14 protein-coding genes are annotated in these 20081 nt (G+C 39.4%); 7 read left to right on the top strand and 7 right to left on the bottom strand.

Features of this window, described 5'->3' with window-relative positions; translation table 11 throughout:
* Nucleotides 1-23: 23 nt before the first annotated feature.
* The 5 genes from HRT55_RS05545 to HRT55_RS05525 all read left to right on the top strand — a co-directional run bounded on the left by HRT55_RS05545 (nt 24) and on the right by HRT55_RS05525 (nt 5620).
* Nucleotides 24-2567, top strand: coding sequence for a DUF748 domain-containing protein (locus HRT55_RS05545; RefSeq protein WP_291619504.1), 2544 nt, complete (start codon nt 24-26; stop codon nt 2565-2567).
* A 76-nt stretch (nt 2568-2643) separates the two neighbouring features.
* Nucleotides 2644-3492, top strand: coding sequence for a VOC family protein (locus HRT55_RS05540; protein WP_291619502.1), 849 nt, complete (start codon nt 2644-2646; stop codon nt 3490-3492).
* On the top strand, nt 3492-3725 hold the full coding sequence (locus HRT55_RS05535; protein WP_291619500.1) for a hypothetical protein: 234 nt from the start codon (nt 3492-3494) through the stop codon (nt 3723-3725). Before HRT55_RS05540 ends, HRT55_RS05535 begins: the two co-directional genes overlap by 1 nt.
* A 69-nt stretch (nt 3726-3794) precedes the next feature.
* A complete protein-coding gene (locus HRT55_RS05530) occupies nt 3795-4514 on the top strand; it encodes a potassium channel family protein (protein ID WP_291620419.1) in 720 nt (239 codons plus the stop codon).
* On the top strand, nt 4511-5620 hold the full coding sequence (locus HRT55_RS05525) for an AI-2E family transporter (RefSeq protein WP_291619498.1): 1110 nt from the start codon (nt 4511-4513) through the stop codon (nt 5618-5620). The genes HRT55_RS05530 and HRT55_RS05525 overlap by 4 nt, the downstream gene beginning before the upstream one ends.
* 284 nt (nt 5621-5904) lie before the next feature.
* Here HRT55_RS05525 and HRT55_RS05520 read toward each other — a convergent pair whose 3' ends face one another.
* From HRT55_RS05520 to HRT55_RS05505, 4 genes are all read right to left on the bottom strand, one after another.
* Nucleotides 5905-7911 carry a glycoside hydrolase family 3 N-terminal domain-containing protein gene (locus HRT55_RS05520; protein WP_291619496.1) on the bottom strand — a complete coding sequence of 669 codons (2007 nt, stop codon included), beginning with the start codon at nt 7909-7911 and terminating at the stop codon, nt 5905-5907.
* A 12-nt stretch (nt 7912-7923) separates the two neighbouring features.
* Complete coding sequence (elbB, locus tag HRT55_RS05515) at nt 7924-8580, bottom strand: isoprenoid biosynthesis glyoxalase ElbB (protein ID WP_291619494.1); 657 nt, start codon at nt 8578-8580, stop codon at nt 7924-7926.
* A gap of 177 nt (nt 8581-8757) precedes the next feature.
* Nucleotides 8758-9999 (bottom strand): multidrug effflux MFS transporter, encoded by a 1242-nt coding sequence (locus HRT55_RS05510; protein WP_291619493.1) that lies wholly within the window; start codon nt 9997-9999, stop codon nt 8758-8760.
* The gene (locus tag HRT55_RS05505) at nt 9996-11510 is read right to left on the bottom strand and encodes a PLP-dependent aminotransferase family protein (protein WP_291619492.1); all 1515 of its coding nucleotides are present in this window, start codon (nt 11508-11510) and stop codon (nt 9996-9998) included. The genes HRT55_RS05510 and HRT55_RS05505 overlap by 4 nt, the downstream gene beginning before the upstream one ends.
* Nucleotides 11511-11651: 141 nt before the next feature.
* Here HRT55_RS05505 and HRT55_RS05500 point away from each other — a divergent pair, with 141 nt between their 5' ends.
* On the top strand, nt 11652-12575 hold the full coding sequence (locus HRT55_RS05500) for a DMT family transporter (RefSeq protein WP_291619490.1): 924 nt from the start codon (nt 11652-11654) through the stop codon (nt 12573-12575).
* A gap of 323 nt (nt 12576-12898) precedes the next feature.
* Here the strand turns inward: HRT55_RS05500 and HRT55_RS05495 are convergent, their stop codons facing one another.
* Nucleotides 12899-15556, bottom strand: a complete 2658-nt coding sequence (locus HRT55_RS05495; RefSeq protein WP_291619488.1) for a TonB-dependent siderophore receptor — start codon at nt 15554-15556, stop codon at nt 12899-12901.
* A gap of 1234 nt (nt 15557-16790) precedes the next feature.
* On the opposite strand from HRT55_RS05495, the gene HRT55_RS05490 reads away from it, so the two are divergent.
* Nucleotides 16791-17759 carry a class 1 fructose-bisphosphatase gene (locus HRT55_RS05490; protein WP_291619486.1) on the top strand — a complete coding sequence of 323 codons (969 nt, stop codon included), beginning with the start codon at nt 16791-16793 and terminating at the stop codon, nt 17757-17759.
* Nucleotides 17760-17909: 150 nt separating this feature from the next.
* Here the strand turns inward: HRT55_RS05490 and HRT55_RS05485 are convergent, their stop codons facing one another.
* Nucleotides 17910-19205 (bottom strand): YdgA family protein, encoded by a 1296-nt coding sequence (locus HRT55_RS05485; RefSeq protein WP_291619485.1) that lies wholly within the window; start codon nt 19203-19205, stop codon nt 17910-17912.
* Nucleotides 19206-19266: 61 nt separating this feature from the next.
* The gene (rlmB, locus tag HRT55_RS05480) at nt 19267-20022 is read right to left on the bottom strand and encodes a 23S rRNA (guanosine(2251)-2'-O)-methyltransferase RlmB (RefSeq protein WP_291619483.1); all 756 of its coding nucleotides are present in this window, start codon (nt 20020-20022) and stop codon (nt 19267-19269) included.
* Nucleotides 20023-20081 lie beyond the last annotated feature (59 nt).

Here is a 20081-nt window from a genome sequence, read left to right as displayed (position 1 = left end):
CTTAACAAGGAAAGTCCTGAATTATGGCAAATTTGCTGTCTTTTTTTACTCATAAAATTTTCAAAGTACTGTTAGCCTTATACCTAGGTTTGTTTTTTCTTATTTGGTTAATTTCTTCACCGATAGCCAAGCACTTTATCGCCCCTATTTTAGCCGAACAGCAGTTACACTTATCTGACGATGCTAGCATACGCTTTAACCCGTTTTTAATGCGGCTAACCTTGAGTGATATCGACGTAATCAGCAGTAAAAATGAGCAGCCAGAAAGTGTTTTTTCCCTAGCAAAACTCGAGCTACAAGTTGAGTTATGGCAGTTGGCCTTTGATAAAATAGTGGTCAGTGAGTTTTCTCTAATTCAAGGTCATCTCAAGGTAACTCAAGATGATAAGCAATTAGTTATTGCCGGCATTGAGATAACCGACGAAGTTAAAGCTGAAGAAGCCGCCGCTGAAGAAATTATTGAAACATTTGTTGAAGACACACAAGAAAACACCCCTTATCAATTAGTGCTACCTAAATTCCTTTTACAGCAATTTAGTATTGAAATAGCAATAAACACTGGCAGCCAAAAAAGTAAAAGCCATCTTATCGAAATAGAGCAATTGGCATTAAATCAGATAAAAGCCAATGAAATTCAGCAAACAGGTAGCTTCTTGCTCACCGCATTGATTGACAAAACTCAGCTAAACCTTTCTGCCAATATGGAATTAACCGCCGGTAAAGGTGAGATCAACAGCACTGTTCGTTTAGAAAGTTACCCCATTGAAAATCTCGCTCGCTACATTGAACAACTTACCAATCTGAAAGGTTCACTGTCGTTTAACAGCCAACAATCACTCACCATAGGCGAGCAAGGTGTTAACTTTAGGCTTAATAACGCCAAGTTAACGATTCAAAAAATGTTATTAGGCTTGCCAGAGCAAAACTTTTCGCTTAAGTCCTTTGAGTATAATCTCGCTGATCTGGCCATAGATTTACAAGGTAACAGCCTTACTCACCTAACAGGTCATAGCAGCATAAAATTAGCTGAGGCGATATTTAGCCAAAAGGATAGTAAAGCGACAATAGCCGCCTTTAAACAGCTTGAGCTAGCCGATATCAATTTTACTTTAGACGATGAACCCAGCATTGATATTACCGATATAATACTGGATGAATTTTTATTTTCTAAAAAAGCCACTTTAACCGATACCCAAGCTAAAAAGGCCATTGATAAGATTAACCAGCGCTCTGCAGAAGATGGTATTAAGATTGCCGCCGAGGATATTGTTAAGCTCCCGCCAGTACTACAACTTAAACAGCTAACCTTAAATGACCTGCACATTCATGAAAAAAGCATCGCTATCGAAAATATTATTTTTGACACGTTAACGGGTGCAATTATTATTAAAGAAAATAAAGATATTGCTAATTTAATTTCCCTAGGAAGCCAAGAAGTTGAGCAAGCAGCTGTTGAGCCTAGAGCAGTTAAAGAATTAGCCGCTATTGAAAAAAAACAAACAGAAAACTTAGCAAACATAAGTGACCAAGGTTTTACCTTCAGCTTGCAAGCGCTACGTTTTATCAATGATAACGCACTCGAATTTACCGACTTCAGTGTTGACCCTATTTATCAACGTACTTTATTTATTGATACCCTTGAAGTTGGCGCGATAAGCAATGCTACAGAAAAACAACAAGTAAAAACCCCCTATACACTGGTCGGTCGTAGTAATAAATACGCTAATTTTAACTTAACGGGTTATTTGCAACCTTTTTCAGCGGTAACAAGCTTCCATGTTAAAGGCGATTTCAAAGAGTTTTCACTGCCCGCAATTTCGACCTACTTAAAAGCATCTACTGGCCTTGAAGTTAAAACTGGACAGCTCAATACTGCCTTAGACGTAACACTGACTGGCGATGAACTCGATGGTAACGTAGTAGTCTTATTACAAGCCTTAGAAACTGGCTTAGTGGACAGTGAAGAAGCCGGTAGCTTGATTGATCAAGGCGCATTGCCATTAAATATGGCTATGGGTATGCTAAAAGATAGTGATGGCAATGTAGAGCTAGACGTACCGCTAAGTGGCTCAACTTCAGACCCTAAATTTGGCTTAAGCAGTATCGTTACTTTAATCACCAAAAAAGCCATTATGTCCGCCACACAAGATTACCTACTGACCACTTTTGTGCCCTACGCCAACATAGTTTCTTTCGCCATAACGGCTGGTGAGTTTGCCTTAAAGTTACGTTTTGATGACTTAGATTATCAGGAGAAACAAATCGAACCTGATGAACAACAAGGCGATTATTTACACGACTTTATCGCCTTGATGCAGGATAAAGAAGATACCAGAGTAACGATTTGCGCTATTAGTACACCAGCGGACATTGACCTTAAGGCTGGAGTTAGTGTTAGTGACAAAGCCGATATAAAGCGCTTACTCGAGCTGGGTGAGCAACGCGAACATGCCCTTAAAGACTACTTAATTGAACAAGGTAACATCGACTCATCGCGTATTTTATTCTGTAAGCCGCAAATAGATAGCGATGAAGGAGCAATGCCGCGTATTGCAATCTCGGTATAATATCAAGCAAGTCTTTGGCTGTTATTAGTTTAGCAATATAGTAATATCAATAAGTTATATAAATATGGAAATCAAAATGAAAGTAATTAGTAAATTCTTTGTCGTACTATTATTACCACTACTTTTAAATAGTCATGTTTCGTTTGCCACGAAATCAACTATGGCTGAGCAAGAAGTAATAAAAAAACAACATGGAAAATTAGTCTGGGCTGACCTTTACACAGGCGATGTCGATGCCTCACTTAAGTTTTACCGAAACACCTTTGGCTGGACGGTTAAAGAGTTTGCCAAAGATAAAGCTAAATATCACATACTCTACGATGATGGCCAGGCTATTGCTGGCGTACTTGCCCGTGATTCCAAGCGTAATAAAACTGATAATGCCCTATGGGTAGGTAGTATTGATACCGATAACGTATCAAGTAGGAGTGAATTATCTACTAAGAACAATGCCAGTATTATATTAGCACCTCATGATTTTAAACTTTATGGTAAAAGAGCTGTATTAGCTGATCCGCAAGGAGCAGTTATTGCACTACTTGAGTTAGACCCTTCTAATATAAACCACAAGAACATAAGTAATAAATGGGATTGGGCGCAACTATTCAGTACCGATACCAAACAAGCGGCTTTGTTTTACCAAGATACATTTGATTATTCGATTGAGGCAATTAATAGCAAAAAAGATAGTTTTTATTTGATTCAAGCAGGTATGGTGCAAGCCAGTATTGTCAAGCTACCAGAATCTTTTGAGCAAAGAGATCGCTGGGTAAACTTTGTTGAAGTTGATAGTCTCACCAGCATACTATCTAAAGCTATCAAGAATGGCGCAAAAGTTATTTATCAACCCACAGGTAACAGTTTAGCCATCATAACCGACCCTAATGGCGCATTGTTAGGCTTAACGCAGCAGGAGAGTGAATAATGAAAAAGCTTAGCACCCTATTACTGACATTTATCATTGTTATTGCCGCCTTATCCATCACTGCTTGTGAAAATACCCATGTAAGTGGCTCTGTTAGTTATGGTATGGGTTATGGCTCTGGGTATGGCTACCCAATGTATTATGGAAATAGTTATCGTAGCCATAGTAATATTGTCGTGGTTAGACCCACTAAAAATAGTCGCACTCGTCCATCACGAGCGAAGATACGTTAATAATAACAAGTATGCACTAACGACTTTACCTAGCGCCAAATAAAATTAAAGAGAACGCTCTTGAAAACAATGACTCGCCAAGATAATTTTATTTATCTCACTTTCGCTTTAATATTATTATTATTAGGCACCTCATTAGCGCAACAGTTTTTTGATGACTCAGTACCGCGTTTGGTACAATCAGCCATCATAGTTACCTTGTTAGTGGCTGTCTGGGGCGTAGATTCTAAAGATTTTGTCCTGCGCAAAACCTTTATTTTCCCGCTAGCTATTTTATTCTTCTCTTTTTTTGGCGCCTGGCTCGATGATGCCGGTTTTGATCAATTGTATTTGCTGCTTTTACTGAGCTTTCTTATTTCCAGCGCCTTGCGCACCGCCAAGCAAGTATTATTTACCGGTGATATTGATGGTAATAAAATATTAGGGGCCATTTGTTTATATTTATTAATGGGGCTAATTTGGGCGGTACTATACACCCTAGTTCAGCTAAGTTTTCCTGGTTCTTTTACTAATATCAGTAGTGATAGTGCCTGGTTTACTTTGTTTCCTGATTTTATCTACTTCTCCTTTGTTACCATCACTACCTTAGGCTTTGGTGATATTTCACCGCAGTTACCTATTTCAAGATTTTTAGTCTATTTCGAAGCCATAGTCGGTCAGTTTTATATGGCCATTTTAGTGGCGAGTCTAGTCGGCTCCCATATGAGTAACTTCGGCGCTAACAATATTACGCCAATAATAATGCATACCAACACACACAAAAATAATAACGCAAAGGATAGAAGATGAAAAACCTGCAAGAGTTAACCACGGATCAGGCATTTAACCGCCGGGTTATTGACCTAGCCATTAAGATTGGCGCCATGGCGATGATTTTTTTATGGTGCTTTGCTATTGTTAGCCCCTTTATTTTAATTACCATTTGGGCAGCTATATTAGCGGTCGCTTTATTCCCATTACACGCAAAGCTAAGCAGTCTGCTTAAAGGCAATAAAAAAATGGCGTCCACCATTATCGCCCTAGTCGGTATATCGCTTATTGCCGGACCATCAATAAACCTTTCTTCATCAGCCATTGATTCTGCCCAGCATGTTTATACTGGTATTGAAGAGGGCACACTGAAAATTCCCGCCGCCAATGAAAGTGTAAAAGAGTGGCCATTAGTAGGCGAATGGCTGTATAAACTTTGGCAAGATGCTTCTCAAGATATTCAAAAAGTTGCTGGGCAATATCCTGAACAAATTAAATCACTTTCCAGTACCTTATTATCAGCGGTAGCTGGTATTGGTGGCGGTATTTTACAGTTTATCGTTTCATTGATGATTGCCGTGGTCTTTATGGCTAAATCGGCGCCACTACATCAAGGTGTAAGTAAACTAATGCGCCGTTTGATGAATGAAAATGGCGATAGAACTATCAACACCACCATTGCCACTATTCGTAGTGTTGCCACCGGCGTGCTTGGTGTTGCGGTAATTCAATCAATATTATCTGGCGTAGGTTTGATGATTGCTGATATCCCAGGCGCTGGCATTTGGGCAATAGTGGTACTTATTTTAGCCATAGCCCAGCTACCACCTATTTTAGTACTAGGCCCGATTGCTGCTTATTACTTCTCGGTCGCAGACACCACGCCAGCCATAGCATTCTTAATTTTCAGCATTATAGTCAGCGCAAGTGATGCTTTCTTAAAGCCAATATTTTTAGGTCGCGGTATGAGCATACCTATGCTGGTTATCTTACTCGGTGCCATTGGTGGTATGTTACTGTCTGGTATCATTGGCTTATTTGTTGGCGCAGTCGTTTTAGCCATAGGTTACGAATTAATGATGGACTGGCTAGGCCAAACGCCAGATAAGCAAGTACAAGAGCAGAGTGACACTGAAGTCAGCTAATAATAGCTCTAGCCAAAAGTAACACCATAAAAAGCCGTATTCTCTTATAGGGAATGCGGCTTTTTGATCTAATACCTTTTCATTACGTTTGTGAATCTTGTTGTGCTTGGGGAAAATATTTCAGGACAAGGCGCTCGATTGACCAATAGCTGGCTATTGGGATTGAGAGCAACGTAGTCTTGGGCTATTTTAACCTGCACAAATGGGCGATAACTTAGTGAAATTGGTATATTACTTCCTGCTAACGTTAGCTGATTGCTCTAACTAAGCAGCTATCTAGCTGACTAATTTTTCAAAGTGACGGGCAGTTCACCTTGCCCTAGACCCTCATTAACAATAACCGCCATGCTGGCATTGAAACCAGGGCTGATCGCTTGTTGGTTATTATCTTGATAAATCCTATCATCAAAATTTAGCAAAACAGTATCGACAAATTCACTGTACTCATTTATCAAAAAAGGTGAACCTTTAGCAATAAGTATTGTTGGTGTACTTGCCTTTGCAGCGAGCGCGAGCTGCTGTTTCAATAATGTTGAATAAGTTAGCTTTTGTCGCTGTGCAGCGGCACTACCATAACTCGGTGTTAAGTCATCCATACCACCTAAGTCTACTAAACTTGCGGTTTTAATATCAACCGTGGCAATAACAACATCGGCTTTAGCAAGTACTCTCTCTGCTTGTGCATCATATCGGTCAGTATCAGCAATAAAATGGCTTATTTTAATCGCCGTGAGCTGCTTTTCTGTATGTTTTTTTGCTAAGGCTGTAGTTGCGGCGTAAGTGAGTGCCGCTAATTCCTGTTGATTTGCCACAATAAAGTGCAAGTTTTTAACTTTTGACATATCAAGCGGTAACAACTGATCATCTTTCAATAAGGTTACTGCTGCATCAGCAAGCGCTTGCTCGGTAGTTATGTGATGAGCATTAGCATTAGCAATAATAGCTTTGGCTGTTATCACTTGCTGTGTTAGTGAGTCATTACTCATTGCTGCATATTGCTTTTTATACTTGTTGAGCCTGGCGACTGACTGCTCAAATTCAGCTAATTTATAATCACCTTGTTCAATACGCTGTGTTAATGCCTTGGCGACATCTTTTATAAAGACATTGAATGCGGCAATATCCTTTGGTGTTCTAACTTTAAACGGCATAACCGCAAGATCAGCGCCAGCAATAAAGGTTTCCACCACAGCTTCAACATCGGTAAAAAAATGAGTCACGCCGGCCATATCAAGGGCATCGGTGGCAATAATGCCGTCAAATGCCATTTCTTCCCTGAGCAGGTTAGTTAAAATTTTGCGGGACATAGTTGCCGGACGAATAAGTTGTGCACCACTTTGACTGAAAAAAATGCTGTCATCCAGTGCTGGGTATTGAATATGAGCCGTCATGATCATCGCTGGCTTAGCGTGTTTAATTGCCCAAGCAAAAGGGGCAAGATCAACTTTATCTATAATAGCTCTATCATGATCAACGCGCGGTAAACCTAGGTGGCTATCCACATGGGTATCACCGTGCCCAGGAAAGTGCTTTAGGGTCGCCATCACACCTTGTGCTTGCATAGCATTAACGGCACTAACGCCCAGCTCAGCGACTTGCTGAGGGGACTCACCAAAAGAGCGAGTATTAATCACTGGATTATCAACATTGGTATTCACATCAACCACTGGCGCATAGTTATTATTGATACCTAAGGCTTTTAGTTCCTTAGCAATCACCGCATTAACTTGCGTAGCAAAGTGCGTACCGTGTTGGGGGTAACTAGCACCAATGGCCATATTGCCAGCAAAGCCGGTCATTTTAGCAAAACGAGCCACTCGACCACCTTCTTGATCCATTGAGATAATTAGCTGCTTACCTTGAACTGACTTAACAGCTGCTTGTTGAATGTCAGACGTTAGCTTAACTACTTGCGCTATTTCTTGGACATTTTCGGCAAATAGCACAATACCGCCAACACTAGTGCTGCTGATTAGTTGTGCTAGTGCTTGAGGAAGTTCAGTAACGGCTTGTCGACAATGCTTTGACGTCGGCACACTTGCCTTGCCATTAATATCAGCACAATAGTAACGGATATCAAGGGACATTCTTTGCGTTATTTGTTGCTCGAACTCAGTAAAGGCAACTTTTGCAGAGAGCGATGTTTTGCTGGGCTTATTATGTTTAGTGGTCATGTTTTTTTCAATCGCCTGACTTTGACAAGCGCTTAGCGCCATTGAAACTATTATTAACGAGCTTGCTGCTAAATACACAGCTATTTTATCGGAGAAATTATTAGATGGTTTAGCCATCAAAAACAACACCTACTTGCTAAAAGCGAGTACATATTTTACCAATTTATTAATGCCAACTGCTGCTTCACTAATCGATTCAGCTAGCATATACGCAGGTGTAGTTACAATTTTATGGGCTTCATCGATCACAACATCACCGACACTACACTCAATATGAGTTAATCCCTTAGCACTAATCAATGCTGCCGTAGCATTGTCTTTGCCAATAGTGCCTTTGACCCCAGCAGGGTAAACAAGGGGCAATATAGCAGGAGCAATACACATATACCCAGCTGGTTTCTCTACCTTAGCAAAGGCTTTAGCCGCGAGAAGTACTTGTTCATTAACACTATAATTATCATTGTCTAAAGCGAAACTACTGAGGTTTTTTGCTGCGCCAAAACCACCAACAAAAATGATGGCATCAAAGTCTTGCTCACGTAATTCAATTAAATCTTCGACATCGCCACGATTAATGCGCGCGGCTTCAACCAAGACATTACGGCTCTCATCTTTACTGACTTCACCGTTAAGGTGATTTATAACATGATGCTGCGTTATATTGGGGGCAAAGCAACTATATTGTCCGCCCTGCTGCTCTATCGCCAGTAATGTTAATACTGCTTCATGAATTTCACTACCATCATAAACACCACAACCACTTAAGATAACCGCTATGTTTTTCATTTTTAATTCCTTTAGTAAATACCTTTGTATTCAAACTACTTTTATTGCTAAACCATACAGTTAGTTGACGGCATAATATTAGCGAGTGCTAACAGAGTTGGAAATCCTGACGAATCTCACTGTCATCCTATAAATCATAAACACCACAACCACTTAAGATAACTGCAATATTTTTCATTATTGAACCTTTTTATTAAGCATCTTGGTACTAGTTTTATTGTTAAACCAAACGATTAGCTGACAGCATAACACTACCAACACAGCGAAAAACATTAACAAGGCAAACGGTTTAGCGCTACCATCATAGAAGAAAGCCAGAATAGGCCCAGCTAAAGCCCCTATGCCCCATCGAAGTGTACCGATGACCGCGGTAACCGTACCCGAGTGTTCGGGAAATTTAGTAAGAATTAAGGCATCACTATTTACCGCGATCAAGGAGATACTGCCCATTAACGGAAAAATCGCTACCACTGTATACACTAAGGGTAATTGTAATATATTTACCAAAGCTAAAGCTGTTGCAGCTAACGTTGCTAGGGCTAAACCACAGCGCAACATGACTCTTGAACCTTTACGTACCACTAAACGGGTATTGGTAAAATGTGCGATCATTAAGGCGAAAATATTCAACGCAAATAACAAACTAAATGTGTATTCAGAGACAGCAAAGACCTTTAAATAGACATAAGGAATAGCGGTAATGTAAGCAAAGAAAGCCAGTGATATCATCATTGAAGTAATAATATCTAACCTTGCCTCAACATTACCCAAGACTATTTTATAACGCTGAATAAAGCTCAATTGCACGATTATCTTAACAGGCTTATTCACCTCTCCTACATTAGCGATATTAGCGGCATCAGGTAAATACTTCATCACTAACAATAAGACGATAAAGCTATAGCCCGCTAGTACATAAAAAATTAGCTGCCAGCTATGGCTAAGTAACAAGATACTGCCAATACCGGGCGCTACCATAGGTGCTAACATCATGATCATACTGACATAAGAAAGCCCTTTTGCCGTATCTTTGCCGTAATATTCACGCACAGCACCCGGTACGACCACAGTCGCGGCGCTACTTATAAAAGCCTGCATAAACCTGACAGTTAAAAATTGTTCAATATTATTGACCATCGGCAGTAATAAACTGCAAATAACAAAACCGCCAATGCCGAGTATGACTAATTTTCGACGCGAATATTTATCCGCCATAGGGCCAAATAAAATTAAACCCAACGCATAACCAAGTAGATAAACACTCAAGCTATTCTGTACCATGCTCATTGGCGTATTGAGGTGCTCAGCCAAGGTTGGCATTGCAGGTAGGTACATATCAACAGCTAGCGGAGAAATCGCTAAAACAGCCGCTAATAGCGGTAATAATAACCTTAAAGATACTTTAAGTTCTGTTGTCATGATCCTTGCACCAACTTGCCTATTTTGCTGTTCGTTTGTTTTTGCTTAGTTGCTAGTAATATTTTTTGCTGACCGGTGAATTCAAAAACCAACGCGCCTAAGGTTTTAATCGCCTGTTCAACGTCCTGCCCCCATTTCACACCAAAACTAACTCGCATATAGTTTTGATATTTTCCTGAGGGAGAAAATATTGCTCCAGGGGCAAAACTAACGCCCTGAGTTAACGCTTGTTGAAAAAACTCACCGGTATTGACATGTGATTGACAACGCAGCCAAAGCACACTGCCCCCTTGTGGTTTTGAGATACATACTTCCTTAGGAAAGTGTTCAGCAATTAACGCCCGCATTCGCTCACAGTTATACGCTAGGTTTTTGCGCAATACACAAAGATGGCGATCATAATCGCCGCTAAGCAAGTATTCATTTAAGGTCCACTGCTGCAACATAGAGGTAGAACAGGATTGTGCCCGCTTAATTCGCTTGGCTTGTTCCTCAAACTTGCCTGGCAATAACCAGCCAATACGATAACCTGGTGCCGCTGTTTTTGAAAACGACGAACAGGTCATCACTAACCCTTTTTCAGAGTATAACTGTGCTGGTTTTGGTTTTTTGTCGGTGAAGTATATTTCGCTATAAACATCATCTTCAATTAAAGGGATATCATGTTGCTCTAACAACATCACCATAGCTTGGCGTTGCTCATCAGATTTCATTGAACCGAGCGGATTATTGATGGCGGTAGAAAATAAACAAGCGGTAATATTATGCTGTTCAATTGCCTGTGATAGCTCGTCAAAACCAACGCCGTCTTCAGTGCAAGTATAGACTTCTAAGGCTTTCATGCCTAAGGTTTCAATCAATTCGATAATACCAAAAAAACACGGCGATTCGATAGCAATAATATCACCGCGTTTGGCTACACATTGTAGTGCAATGGATAGTGCTTCTTGTGCACCATTAGTGATAACAATATCATCAGGATGTATCTCTACACCTTGATCTTGATACCTAAAGGCCAACTGCATACGTAATTTGGCATCACCGGTAACTGGGCCATAACTCACTGCTTTTTCCGACACTTTGCTTAACACCGAGCGCATTAATCTGGCGAGAGTTTTATCTGGTGGGTGTGCCTGAATAGGATTAGATATGCCCAAAGCAACCGTATCGGGTAAATGTACGGCGGCATGCACTTGCTCAATCATACTGCGACCTTGAACTTCTGCAGGTTTACATTGTGCCCATTTAGCCGGTCGTGGTTTTAACGTCCTTGCTTGCGCTGCTTGTAAGTAATAACCCGATTGTGGCCTGGCACTTACCCGACCTTGTCGCTCTAATTCAATATAAGCTTGTTTGACTGTTGGCACACTGATTTCGAACTGGCGGCTTAATTTTCGTAAGCTAGGTAATTTATCACCGGGCTGCAAGGCGCCAATCTCTTGTTGGTTTTCTATAAAATCAATCACTTGCTGATACAAGTATGCAGAAGAACTTTTATCTAATAATTTCATTTATTTTTCTCATCATAGGTGTTTGACCACCTAAAACTGTATAGGTTACATTTTCAGTTTTCTGTATATGTTATTAAATCAAACTATCATTACAATGTCACCCTTATCCGGTCAGTTCTCAGTTATGGGGTGTTAAATTTAATGAGCAATAATCTTTTATATGTGATCACAGTACTTATTTGGGGTTCAACTTGGATTGCCATTAATTATCAATTAGGTGATGTCGCCCCTGTAGTGTCGATTGTTTATCGCTTTGGCTTAGCTGCGTTAATTATGTTTGCTTACTGTCGCTTTAAGAAATTACCGCTGTCCTTTTCCGCCAAGCAACATGTGCAATTGTTCGCCTTTGGTTTAACCTTATTTGGCTGTAACTATTATTTACTCTATAACGCGCAAGCACATATCAACTCGGCCTTAACCAGTATTGCTTTTTCCACCCTAATGATAGCCAATATAATTAACGCTCGTATTTGGTTTAAAACCCGCATTCCCAGCCAAGTTTATTTTGGTGGCGCACTAGGTTTAGTTGGTATTGTCACTTTATTTTGGCCACAAGTAAGCAATACTGAATTTGCTGACAGTACTTTATTGGGTCTAGGTTTGTGCATGGTTGGCGTAATGTTTGCTTCAACAGGCAACATGATTTCAATTAAAAATCAGCATAATAATATGCCTGTATTACCTGCTACCGCTTGGGGTATGTTGTACGGCTCTTTATTTATGTTTGTACTTGCACTAGTACAAGGGCAAACCTTTAACTTCTCCTTTACCCTGCCTTATATCAGTTCATTATTATATTTATCAATATTTGGCTCAGTTATCGCCTTTGGTTGTTATTTAACTTTACTCGCTCGTATCGGTGCACATAAAGCTTCTTATGCAACGATTATGTTTCCGGCAGTAGCTGTGGTTATTTCAAGCTTTGTTGAAGGCTTTGTCTGGGATGTTTACACTTTTTCCGGTTTAGGTTTGATGTTAGCGGGTAATTTAGTGGTATTGGCTAAACCGAAAACAAGTAAAAAGACTGAGCAAGCAGGCCCTTTGACAGAAATACTGAAAAGTTAAGTATTATACCAATTCCATTAAGTTCGTGATCTTGTTGTGCGCAGAAAAAACAAATCAAAGCAAGGCGTTCGATTGACTAATAGCTGGCTATTGGAATTGAGAACAACGCTGCCTTGGAGTGTTTTAACCAGCACAAGTGGGCAATAATTGAATAGAATTGGTATTCGAAACTAGGGGAATAAAATAAAAAATGAGCATCAAAATGATGCTCATTAAAGAAAACGACAGCCTATGGTTATAATTGTCCTAAATGCTAAAAAGTAGATAGTAAGAAATAACTACTTAACAGTTTAAGCCACGGCTGCCTTCAAATACATTAAAGACTAAAAGTTATAAGTTGCTTTTACGTAGTAGAAACCACCGCTGTAATCAAATGGCCCACTTTCGTAATAGACACCGCTTACAACACCGTAAGCACCACCATCTTTTTGTAACTCTTGTGCTTTTGTATCAAGAATGTTGTTAGCACCTACAGAAAGTACCCAGTTATCATTAAAGTAATAGCTGACTTCTGCATCTAAAGTAAACGATGATCCAGCCGTTTCTGACCAGCCATATGAGCTATCAACATCAGGCTCATCTGCATGGGTTGCAAACCATTCACCAAAGTAGTTAGCACGAACAAACATGCTGACACTTTCCCAGCTTTGCGCCATTGTTAACGTACCACGATGTTCAGGAATACCTTCCTCTAAACGACGAACTTTAAAATCAGAAGTAAATAAACCAGCATCCTCAACCTCAGTTGAATTGTAGTTATAAGCAAGACTAAACTTAGTATCACCCTCCATTAATTCCATACCGTAGTTCATCACTACATCAACACCTGTTGTTTGGGTATCGAAATCGTTAGCAAAGAAAGTAACTGAGCCGCCTAATAATAATTCTGGGCTTGGGTACTTACCTTGTAGCGCATCAACATCTGCTTGAGTGATAAATATTTTATCGGTTTGAGCTACACGGTCGGTTACTTCAATACTATAAGCATCAACCGTCATAAAGAAGTCTCCGCTTTGGTATACTGCACCAAATGCAAAACTTTGTGATTCTTCTGGGTCAAGCTCAACACCACCCAACTGTGCAGAAACAACGTGTGTTGGCGGATAGGTTGCCGATTGAATTAATTCACCATTAACAAGTGATGTTTGAGTATTAACTACATTTGCTTGACCAACCGTTGGCGCACGGAAGCCCGTTGAATGAGATCCACGTAGTGAAAATTCATCAGTTAGTTGATATTGTGCAGTTAATTTATAGTTAGTGGTATCACCAAAAGAAGAGAAATCTTCGTAGCGAATGGCTGCACCCAATAAGAAATCTTCAGTAACGTATGCTTCCACATCAACGTAGACGGCAATACTTTGACGAGAATTTATACCTTGAGCTTCAGGCGAGAAACCAGCAAAACCATGGGAGCCAACACTAAAACCTTGATCCGCTAAAGGACCTTGTTGCCATGATGCTTGTTCTCCCGAGACTATTTCAAAGCTCTCTTGGCGCCATTCAAAACCCGTTGCAAAGTTCATCATGTCGTCTAAGCCAATATCAATACCTTTGACTAGATCAAAATTAAAAGATTTTTCTAACTGAATATAAGATCCCGCTTCAAAGGCGTTATTAGGTTGGCTAGTGTTTAATGCCCCCATGGATGGGTTTACTGTGTTGACTAGGGTATAAGTTGACTTGTTTCTTCCTACTGAGCCACTTATGTCATAATAAGCATCATCCAAGAATCCACCACTAATTTCACCTCTAGTGCCCATAGTCAAAGAAACATCATTAATGACACCGGTAAATTGTGGCGTGTAACCACCAGGCATCATTTCATTAAACGCCCAACAATTTTCACTTGCTGCCACTTGTGCATATTCAGGCGTTAGAAGAATATTATCGATACTATCACCGGTAACATTATTGACCAAAGTAACATCTGTTGGACAGCCACTCATTCCTGCTCCAGCCATATCTCCCACTAACCAAACTTTACGAGTTGGATCATTTGTACCATCACCATCTGGATCCCAATCATAATCGAAAACATCTTTACTAAAGACACCGCCACGGTTTTGCGGGTTACGATAGTAGTAACCACCGGTCGCTGTACGATCAGAATAATTACCAAACATATAAAATTCGTTATCATTACCTAAATCAAGACCGACATTAGCAAAAAGTGTAATATCATCTTCAATTTCAGGATTACCCCAAACCATTGCTGGGCTAGCTACAGCCGTATTACCTGCATCTATTAATCCCTGAGCATCTGGACGTTGCACGCTTCGACTAGTGGCTTCGGCAGTTTTATACTGAAAACTTAAGTTAGCAAAGCCATCATCGGTAAACGGCATACCAATATTACCATCAACGACCAATAAGCCACCGTCACCTTCATAATATTCGCCTGCTTTTACCGAAATTGAGCCACCCTCTGCACTGTCTTTTAACACAAAGTTCAGTACACCAGCAATGGCATCTGAGCCATATTGCGCAGCAGCACCATCTCGAAGCACTTCGACTTGTTTTATCGCAACACTAGGGATCACCGAAATATCAGGACCTTGGGCACCATCATTTACACCACCACCTTGAAAGGCAATAACAGAAGCCCTGTGACGTCGTTTTCCGTTAAGTAAAACTAACGTACTGTCTGATGACAAACCACGTAAGTTAACCGGGCGAATAAAAGATGCGGCATCAGATATTGGTTGTTGGCGAACATTTAATGAAGGGATTGCTCCTTGCAGCATATCAAGCATATCACTTGACGCATTTTTACCGAGTTCATCACCACCAACAATATCAATGGGTACTGGTGAATCAGCAACAGATCTAGGAGCAGATCTTGTACCAACAACAGCGATTCGTTCAACACTTTTTTCTTTTACTGCTTTGGCATCATCTTCTGCAGCATATGCAGATACAGTACCTAACGCCATGCTAACTGCTAACGCTAAAGTTCCCGTACGGAATTTATTAGACATATTATTTCTTCCCTATTTTGGACTCTTGTTATAATTATTCATTTATTTATTATTTTTATTATGTTTTTTGATTGTTTATTACAATGTTCACAAAACAACCCAGTCAATTATTTATAAAACAGCGCTAAATTCATTACAATAGGTAAAATAAGGAATCGGTTATGTAAATTTTTAGTTAAACAAAAACAATGGGTAACATTTGATAACGTTTTGATTACACTTTTAAACACAAAGCCCAACAAAATGCTGTTAATTCACTCACTTAGCGCTCAAATTTAAAACAATACAAGTACCAAAGTTCTGCAGTAAATAATTAGATTTCTAACAATAAAAAAGTAAAAAAATAAAGCTGAATTTTTTATAAAAAATTGATCTAGAGTAACTAAACTACCTAAACACCTCGGCTATTGACATAAAATTAACAATGCATACAATATAATGTATACCTTAATGTCACTATTTGGCTATATTAAAGGCTTTAATTAGGTGTTTAACATTACAAATACGAATATATATACATATAAACTGAATTATTATACAGTCAAAAGTGTTACTGTGCATGTTAGCAAGTACTCGAGTTTCAGTACTAAACATCTTAAAAATTCTTAATCAATTAGTACTATCAAGCAATAAATAAAAATATTTTGGCTACCACTTAACTTTAAAATACAAGGCATTTTTCATTAAGAGATTGAGCTACTATGCTATAGCCGCTCTTTATATCTGCTATCGTCTTTTGTAGGACTTGTATGAGAGGTTTATGTTGGAGAAGTTATAACCTGATTGAACTTAGGTTGCTGTATTATGGGAGAATTTTTTCACTATCATGCAGATGATTTCAATTAAAAAACAATATGATAATATGCCCGTATTACCCGTTACTGCTTGGGGTTTGATTTACGCTACCTTATCTATGCTGATATTTTCATTGACTTAAGCTTGTTGCTGGCAGGTAATTTAGCCCTGCTAACTAAGCCTGATATTGTAAATACGCTTTAGCTTTACTCGTCTAAAAGCCAGTAAAGTGAAGCAATAGCAAGTATTATCGGTAAATTAATCGCGTTAAGCATGTTAAAGCGAAGTACAACCTTGCTATAATATGTCAGTCGTTTTAAATGATTACATCAAAAATAAGACGACTTATTACGCAAATAATAATACGCAACAATTGCCCAGCGCGATGACAAGCAAACTAATTCAAACCAAACAACTTTAAAGTAATTTAGGTAACCTAATGCAACGACTAGCCCCAGCTTTACGTCAAGACAATGTACCTCTTGATTTAATTTCATTAATAAAAACTATTTTAGCTGCCACGAAAGAAATTTCGTTTCGAGTTAGCCAAGGCCACTTAGGTGACGTAATGGGCTCAACCCTTGATGAAAACATCCAAGGTGAAGTTCAGAAGCAATTAGATGTGGTTGCCAACGAGTTATTTAAAGATATTTTACTTGAGTCTGGTTTTGTTAAAGCTATTTCATCGGAAGAAGAAGACCACTCAGTGGCTGGTGATGAAAATGGCAAATATATTGTTTCGTTCGATCCCCTTGATGGTAGCTCGAATATCGATATCAATTCATTAATTGGTACTATTTTTTCAATTCATGAAGCGCCAACAGATATTAAAGCTGGCGATGATGATATGTTCAAACAAGCAGGTAATACTCAAGTTTGTGCAGGTTATGTCTTATACGGCCCATCAACAATGTTAGTGATGACCACAGGTAGTGGCACACACTTTTATGTACTAGATAGAACCCATGGTGGTTATTTGCTAGTAGAACGTAATGTACAAGTGCCTACAGATACCCAGGAATTTGCTATAAACATGTCAAATCAACGCTTTTGGCAAGCACCAATGCAAAACTACATTGATGATTTACTTGCTGGTGATACCGGACCACGCGGTAAAAACTTCAATATGCGCTGGATAGCTGCCATGGTGGGTGATATTCATCGTGTATTATGTCGCGGTGGTATCTTCACTTACCCTGCCGATAGCAGAAAGCCTGAGCAACCATACAAATTACGTTTAATGTATGAAGCCAATCCGATGGCATTTTTGCTTGAACAAGCCGGTGGTTTAGCAATGACTAGCCAAGGCCGTATTATGGATATTGAACCTGATAGCATCCATCAACGTGTTGAAGTTATTATGGGCTCTAAAAATGAAGTAGAGAAATGTTTAAGCTACTACAAATAAAGTAGATAAGCAGGAAATACTCTTCTCAGTAAAATTCTATTATTAGATAAACATCAAATAAAAAGGCTTATTGTTTCAAACAATAAGCCTTTTTTGTATTTGTTTACTTAGTTACCTGAATTTACTCAGCTTAGTTAGCCATTAAAAGTGTTATAACTGAAAGGCTTTACCGTTAATTGTTAACTGGCTTTCAACATATTTAGCAACAAAGCTCACGTCATTATCTTGTTTGGTTAAATAACCTTGCGCAACAAAATTATCTACCATAGGCGCCATACCGAACTGAGTTAGAAATTCCATAGGTACGCTACCTTTAGCATCCGCTTCTAAAGCCATAATTAAGGCCATTGAATTCGAGTTAATACTATTAAAATCAAACAGATCTTTATTGATATTCAAAGAAAACTCACTAGCAATCTTGCCTTGTTCAGTGACCACACTTAAATCGGTCACAGTCAATTTAGGCTCTTTCGCTAAGATTTGATCAGCAACCGCTGACAATGCCGCTAATAACTCGGCTGAGTAATCCTGCCCTGCCACATCTATCGATAGTTCAGCGCTCAGCTTATTCAATTCTTGTAAGGCATTAATATCAATATTCGCTAGTACTACCTCTAAATTAGGCTGTTCAAAACTCTGTCCTGAGGCACTAATTTCTTTAGCATGATATTTTAACTTAAGTGCTAATAGCTCATCATCTACTGAAACAACACTGGTTAAGCCCGCTTCACTTAATGAGAAAACATGACTGTTCTGGCTATACATATCAATATTAGCAACATTGAAAGTAGCATCACCCGTTAAAATAGCCGTTCCTTGCAAGTAATCGCCACTGACAACCTTTTGCTCGGTTGACATAGCTACTGTGCCAATAACAAAACGTTCGCCTTCTCCCTTGATCTCAATACCACCCCAAGAAAAGTCACCATTGATTTCCTCATTGTTAATAAGAGTAAATTGCGCTTCCGCAGGTGCAGAGACAATTAAAGTTTCACCATCCTGATAGCTCATTTCTTCAGTTTTAATAAAGGTGGTGACATCTTTATTAAAACTAAGTAGCGCGCCAAGGTGAAGCTTTTCATTAATAAGGTCGATAATTTCGTCATCAACTTCAGCCGCTGAGAATTCAAACTTCATCGATGAATAGCCAAGTCCTAAATGCCAATCTTGCTCAGTGATAATCACCGGGCCAAATGACAACTGTTCCTCTAAAAGAATGGTAACATCGGCTAAACCAGCGTCATCAAGGGAAAAAGTCAGTTCAGATGTCACTTCAGCACCAAACCAACTGCTAGTATATTGGCTGGTAGTTAAGGTAATACCGTCAGTGTTATTCAGTTCAACCAGTACTTTTTCGCGCTCTTCTTCTACGACAGAGCCAATAAATTTTGGCGCCATAAGTAAGCTTGCTAGTATTAAAGCTATAGCAATAGATAATTTTTTCATTTGTAAACTTCCCTTTATTATTAATTCGACTTACCTAATGACAAGCCGAATGAGTCCATTATTAAATAGAACGTTGGCGTACCATTTCAAACAGGCAAATACCTGTTGCCACTGATACATTTAAACTAGAAACGGTGCCTGCCATAGGCAACTTAACTAATTGGTCACAATTTTCGCGAGTCAATCGACGCATGCCCTTTCCTTCAGCGCCCATCACAAGAGCCATCGGACCTGCGAGTTTGGTGTCATATAAACAGGTATCAGTTTCACCGGCCGTGCCGACTATCCAAACACCTTGTTTTTGCAGCTGCTTCATTGTTCTTGATAAGTTAGTTACTTGTACTAAAGGCACACTTTCCACAGCGCCAACAGCAACTTTACGCACGGTAGGGGTGATTTGAGCGGCATTATCTTTTGGAACTATGATGGCTTGTACACCAGCAGCATCGGCATTACGTAAACAAGCACCTAGATTATGTGGATCGGTAACACCATCTAAGATGAGCAAGAATGGTGGTATACCTTTTTTCTCAGCGGCTTGTAAAATGTCATCTATGTCATTTTCTGTATAGGCTTTACCCGGTCTAACACGGGCAACAACACCTTGGTGCTGCTCACCTTCACTTTTTTCATCCAATACTTTACGACTGGCCAATTGAGTACCGATTCCGTATTTACGAGATAAATTAATGATTGGCATTATACGGTCATCTTCACGACCTTTTAATAGCCATATTTCGATAAAACGCTCCGGTGCTACGTTAATTAAGGCATTAACTGCATGAATACCAAAAACTAACTCTTCATTTTTTGCCATGTTCTTTCTCTATATTTAAATTATTAACCGAAGTTTAATACCCGAAGTAATTAAGGGTT

The organism is Colwellia sp., from assembly GCF_013214175.1.
GTDB lineage: Bacteria > Pseudomonadota > Gammaproteobacteria > Enterobacterales > Alteromonadaceae > Colwellia.
This window is presented reverse-complemented; position numbering and strand designations above follow the sequence as displayed.

Excerpts from the sequence above, each read along its gene's own strand:
- HRT55_RS05510 (WP_291619493.1), bottom strand. The coding sequence starts at position 9,999 with ATGACAACAGAACTTAAAGTATCTTTAAGGTTATTATTACCGCTATTA.
- HRT55_RS05490 (WP_291619486.1), top strand. The coding sequence starts at position 16,791 with ATGCAACGACTAGCCCCAGCTTTACGTCAAGACAATGTACCTCTTGAT.
- HRT55_RS05530 (WP_291620419.1), top strand. The coding sequence starts at position 3,795 with ATGACTCGCCAAGATAATTTTATTTATCTCACTTTCGCTTTAATATTA.
- HRT55_RS05540 (WP_291619502.1), top strand. The coding sequence starts at position 2,644 with ATGAAAGTAATTAGTAAATTCTTTGTCGTACTATTATTACCACTACTT.
- HRT55_RS05535 (WP_291619500.1), top strand. The coding sequence starts at position 3,492 with ATGAAAAAGCTTAGCACCCTATTACTGACATTTATCATTGTTATTGCC.
- HRT55_RS05520 (WP_291619496.1), bottom strand. The coding sequence starts at position 7,911 with ATGGCTAAACCATCTAATAATTTCTCCGATAAAATAGCTGTGTATTTA.
- HRT55_RS05500 (WP_291619490.1), top strand. The coding sequence starts at position 11,652 with ATGAGCAATAATCTTTTATATGTGATCACAGTACTTATTTGGGGTTCA.
- rlmB (WP_291619483.1), bottom strand. The coding sequence starts at position 20,022 with ATGGCAAAAAATGAAGAGTTAGTTTTTGGTATTCATGCAGTTAATGCC.
- HRT55_RS05495 (WP_291619488.1), bottom strand. The coding sequence starts at position 15,556 with ATGTCTAATAAATTCCGTACGGGAACTTTAGCGTTAGCAGTTAGCATG.
- HRT55_RS05525 (WP_291619498.1), top strand. The coding sequence starts at position 4,511 with ATGAAAAACCTGCAAGAGTTAACCACGGATCAGGCATTTAACCGCCGG.
- HRT55_RS05505 (WP_291619492.1), bottom strand. The coding sequence starts at position 11,510 with ATGAAATTATTAGATAAAAGTTCTTCTGCATACTTGTATCAGCAAGTG.
- elbB (WP_291619494.1), bottom strand. The coding sequence starts at position 8,580 with ATGAAAAACATAGCGGTTATCTTAAGTGGTTGTGGTGTTTATGATGGT.
- HRT55_RS05485 (WP_291619485.1), bottom strand. The coding sequence starts at position 19,205 with ATGAAAAAATTATCTATTGCTATAGCTTTAATACTAGCAAGCTTACTT.
- HRT55_RS05545 (WP_291619504.1), top strand. The coding sequence starts at position 24 with ATGGCAAATTTGCTGTCTTTTTTTACTCATAAAATTTTCAAAGTACTG.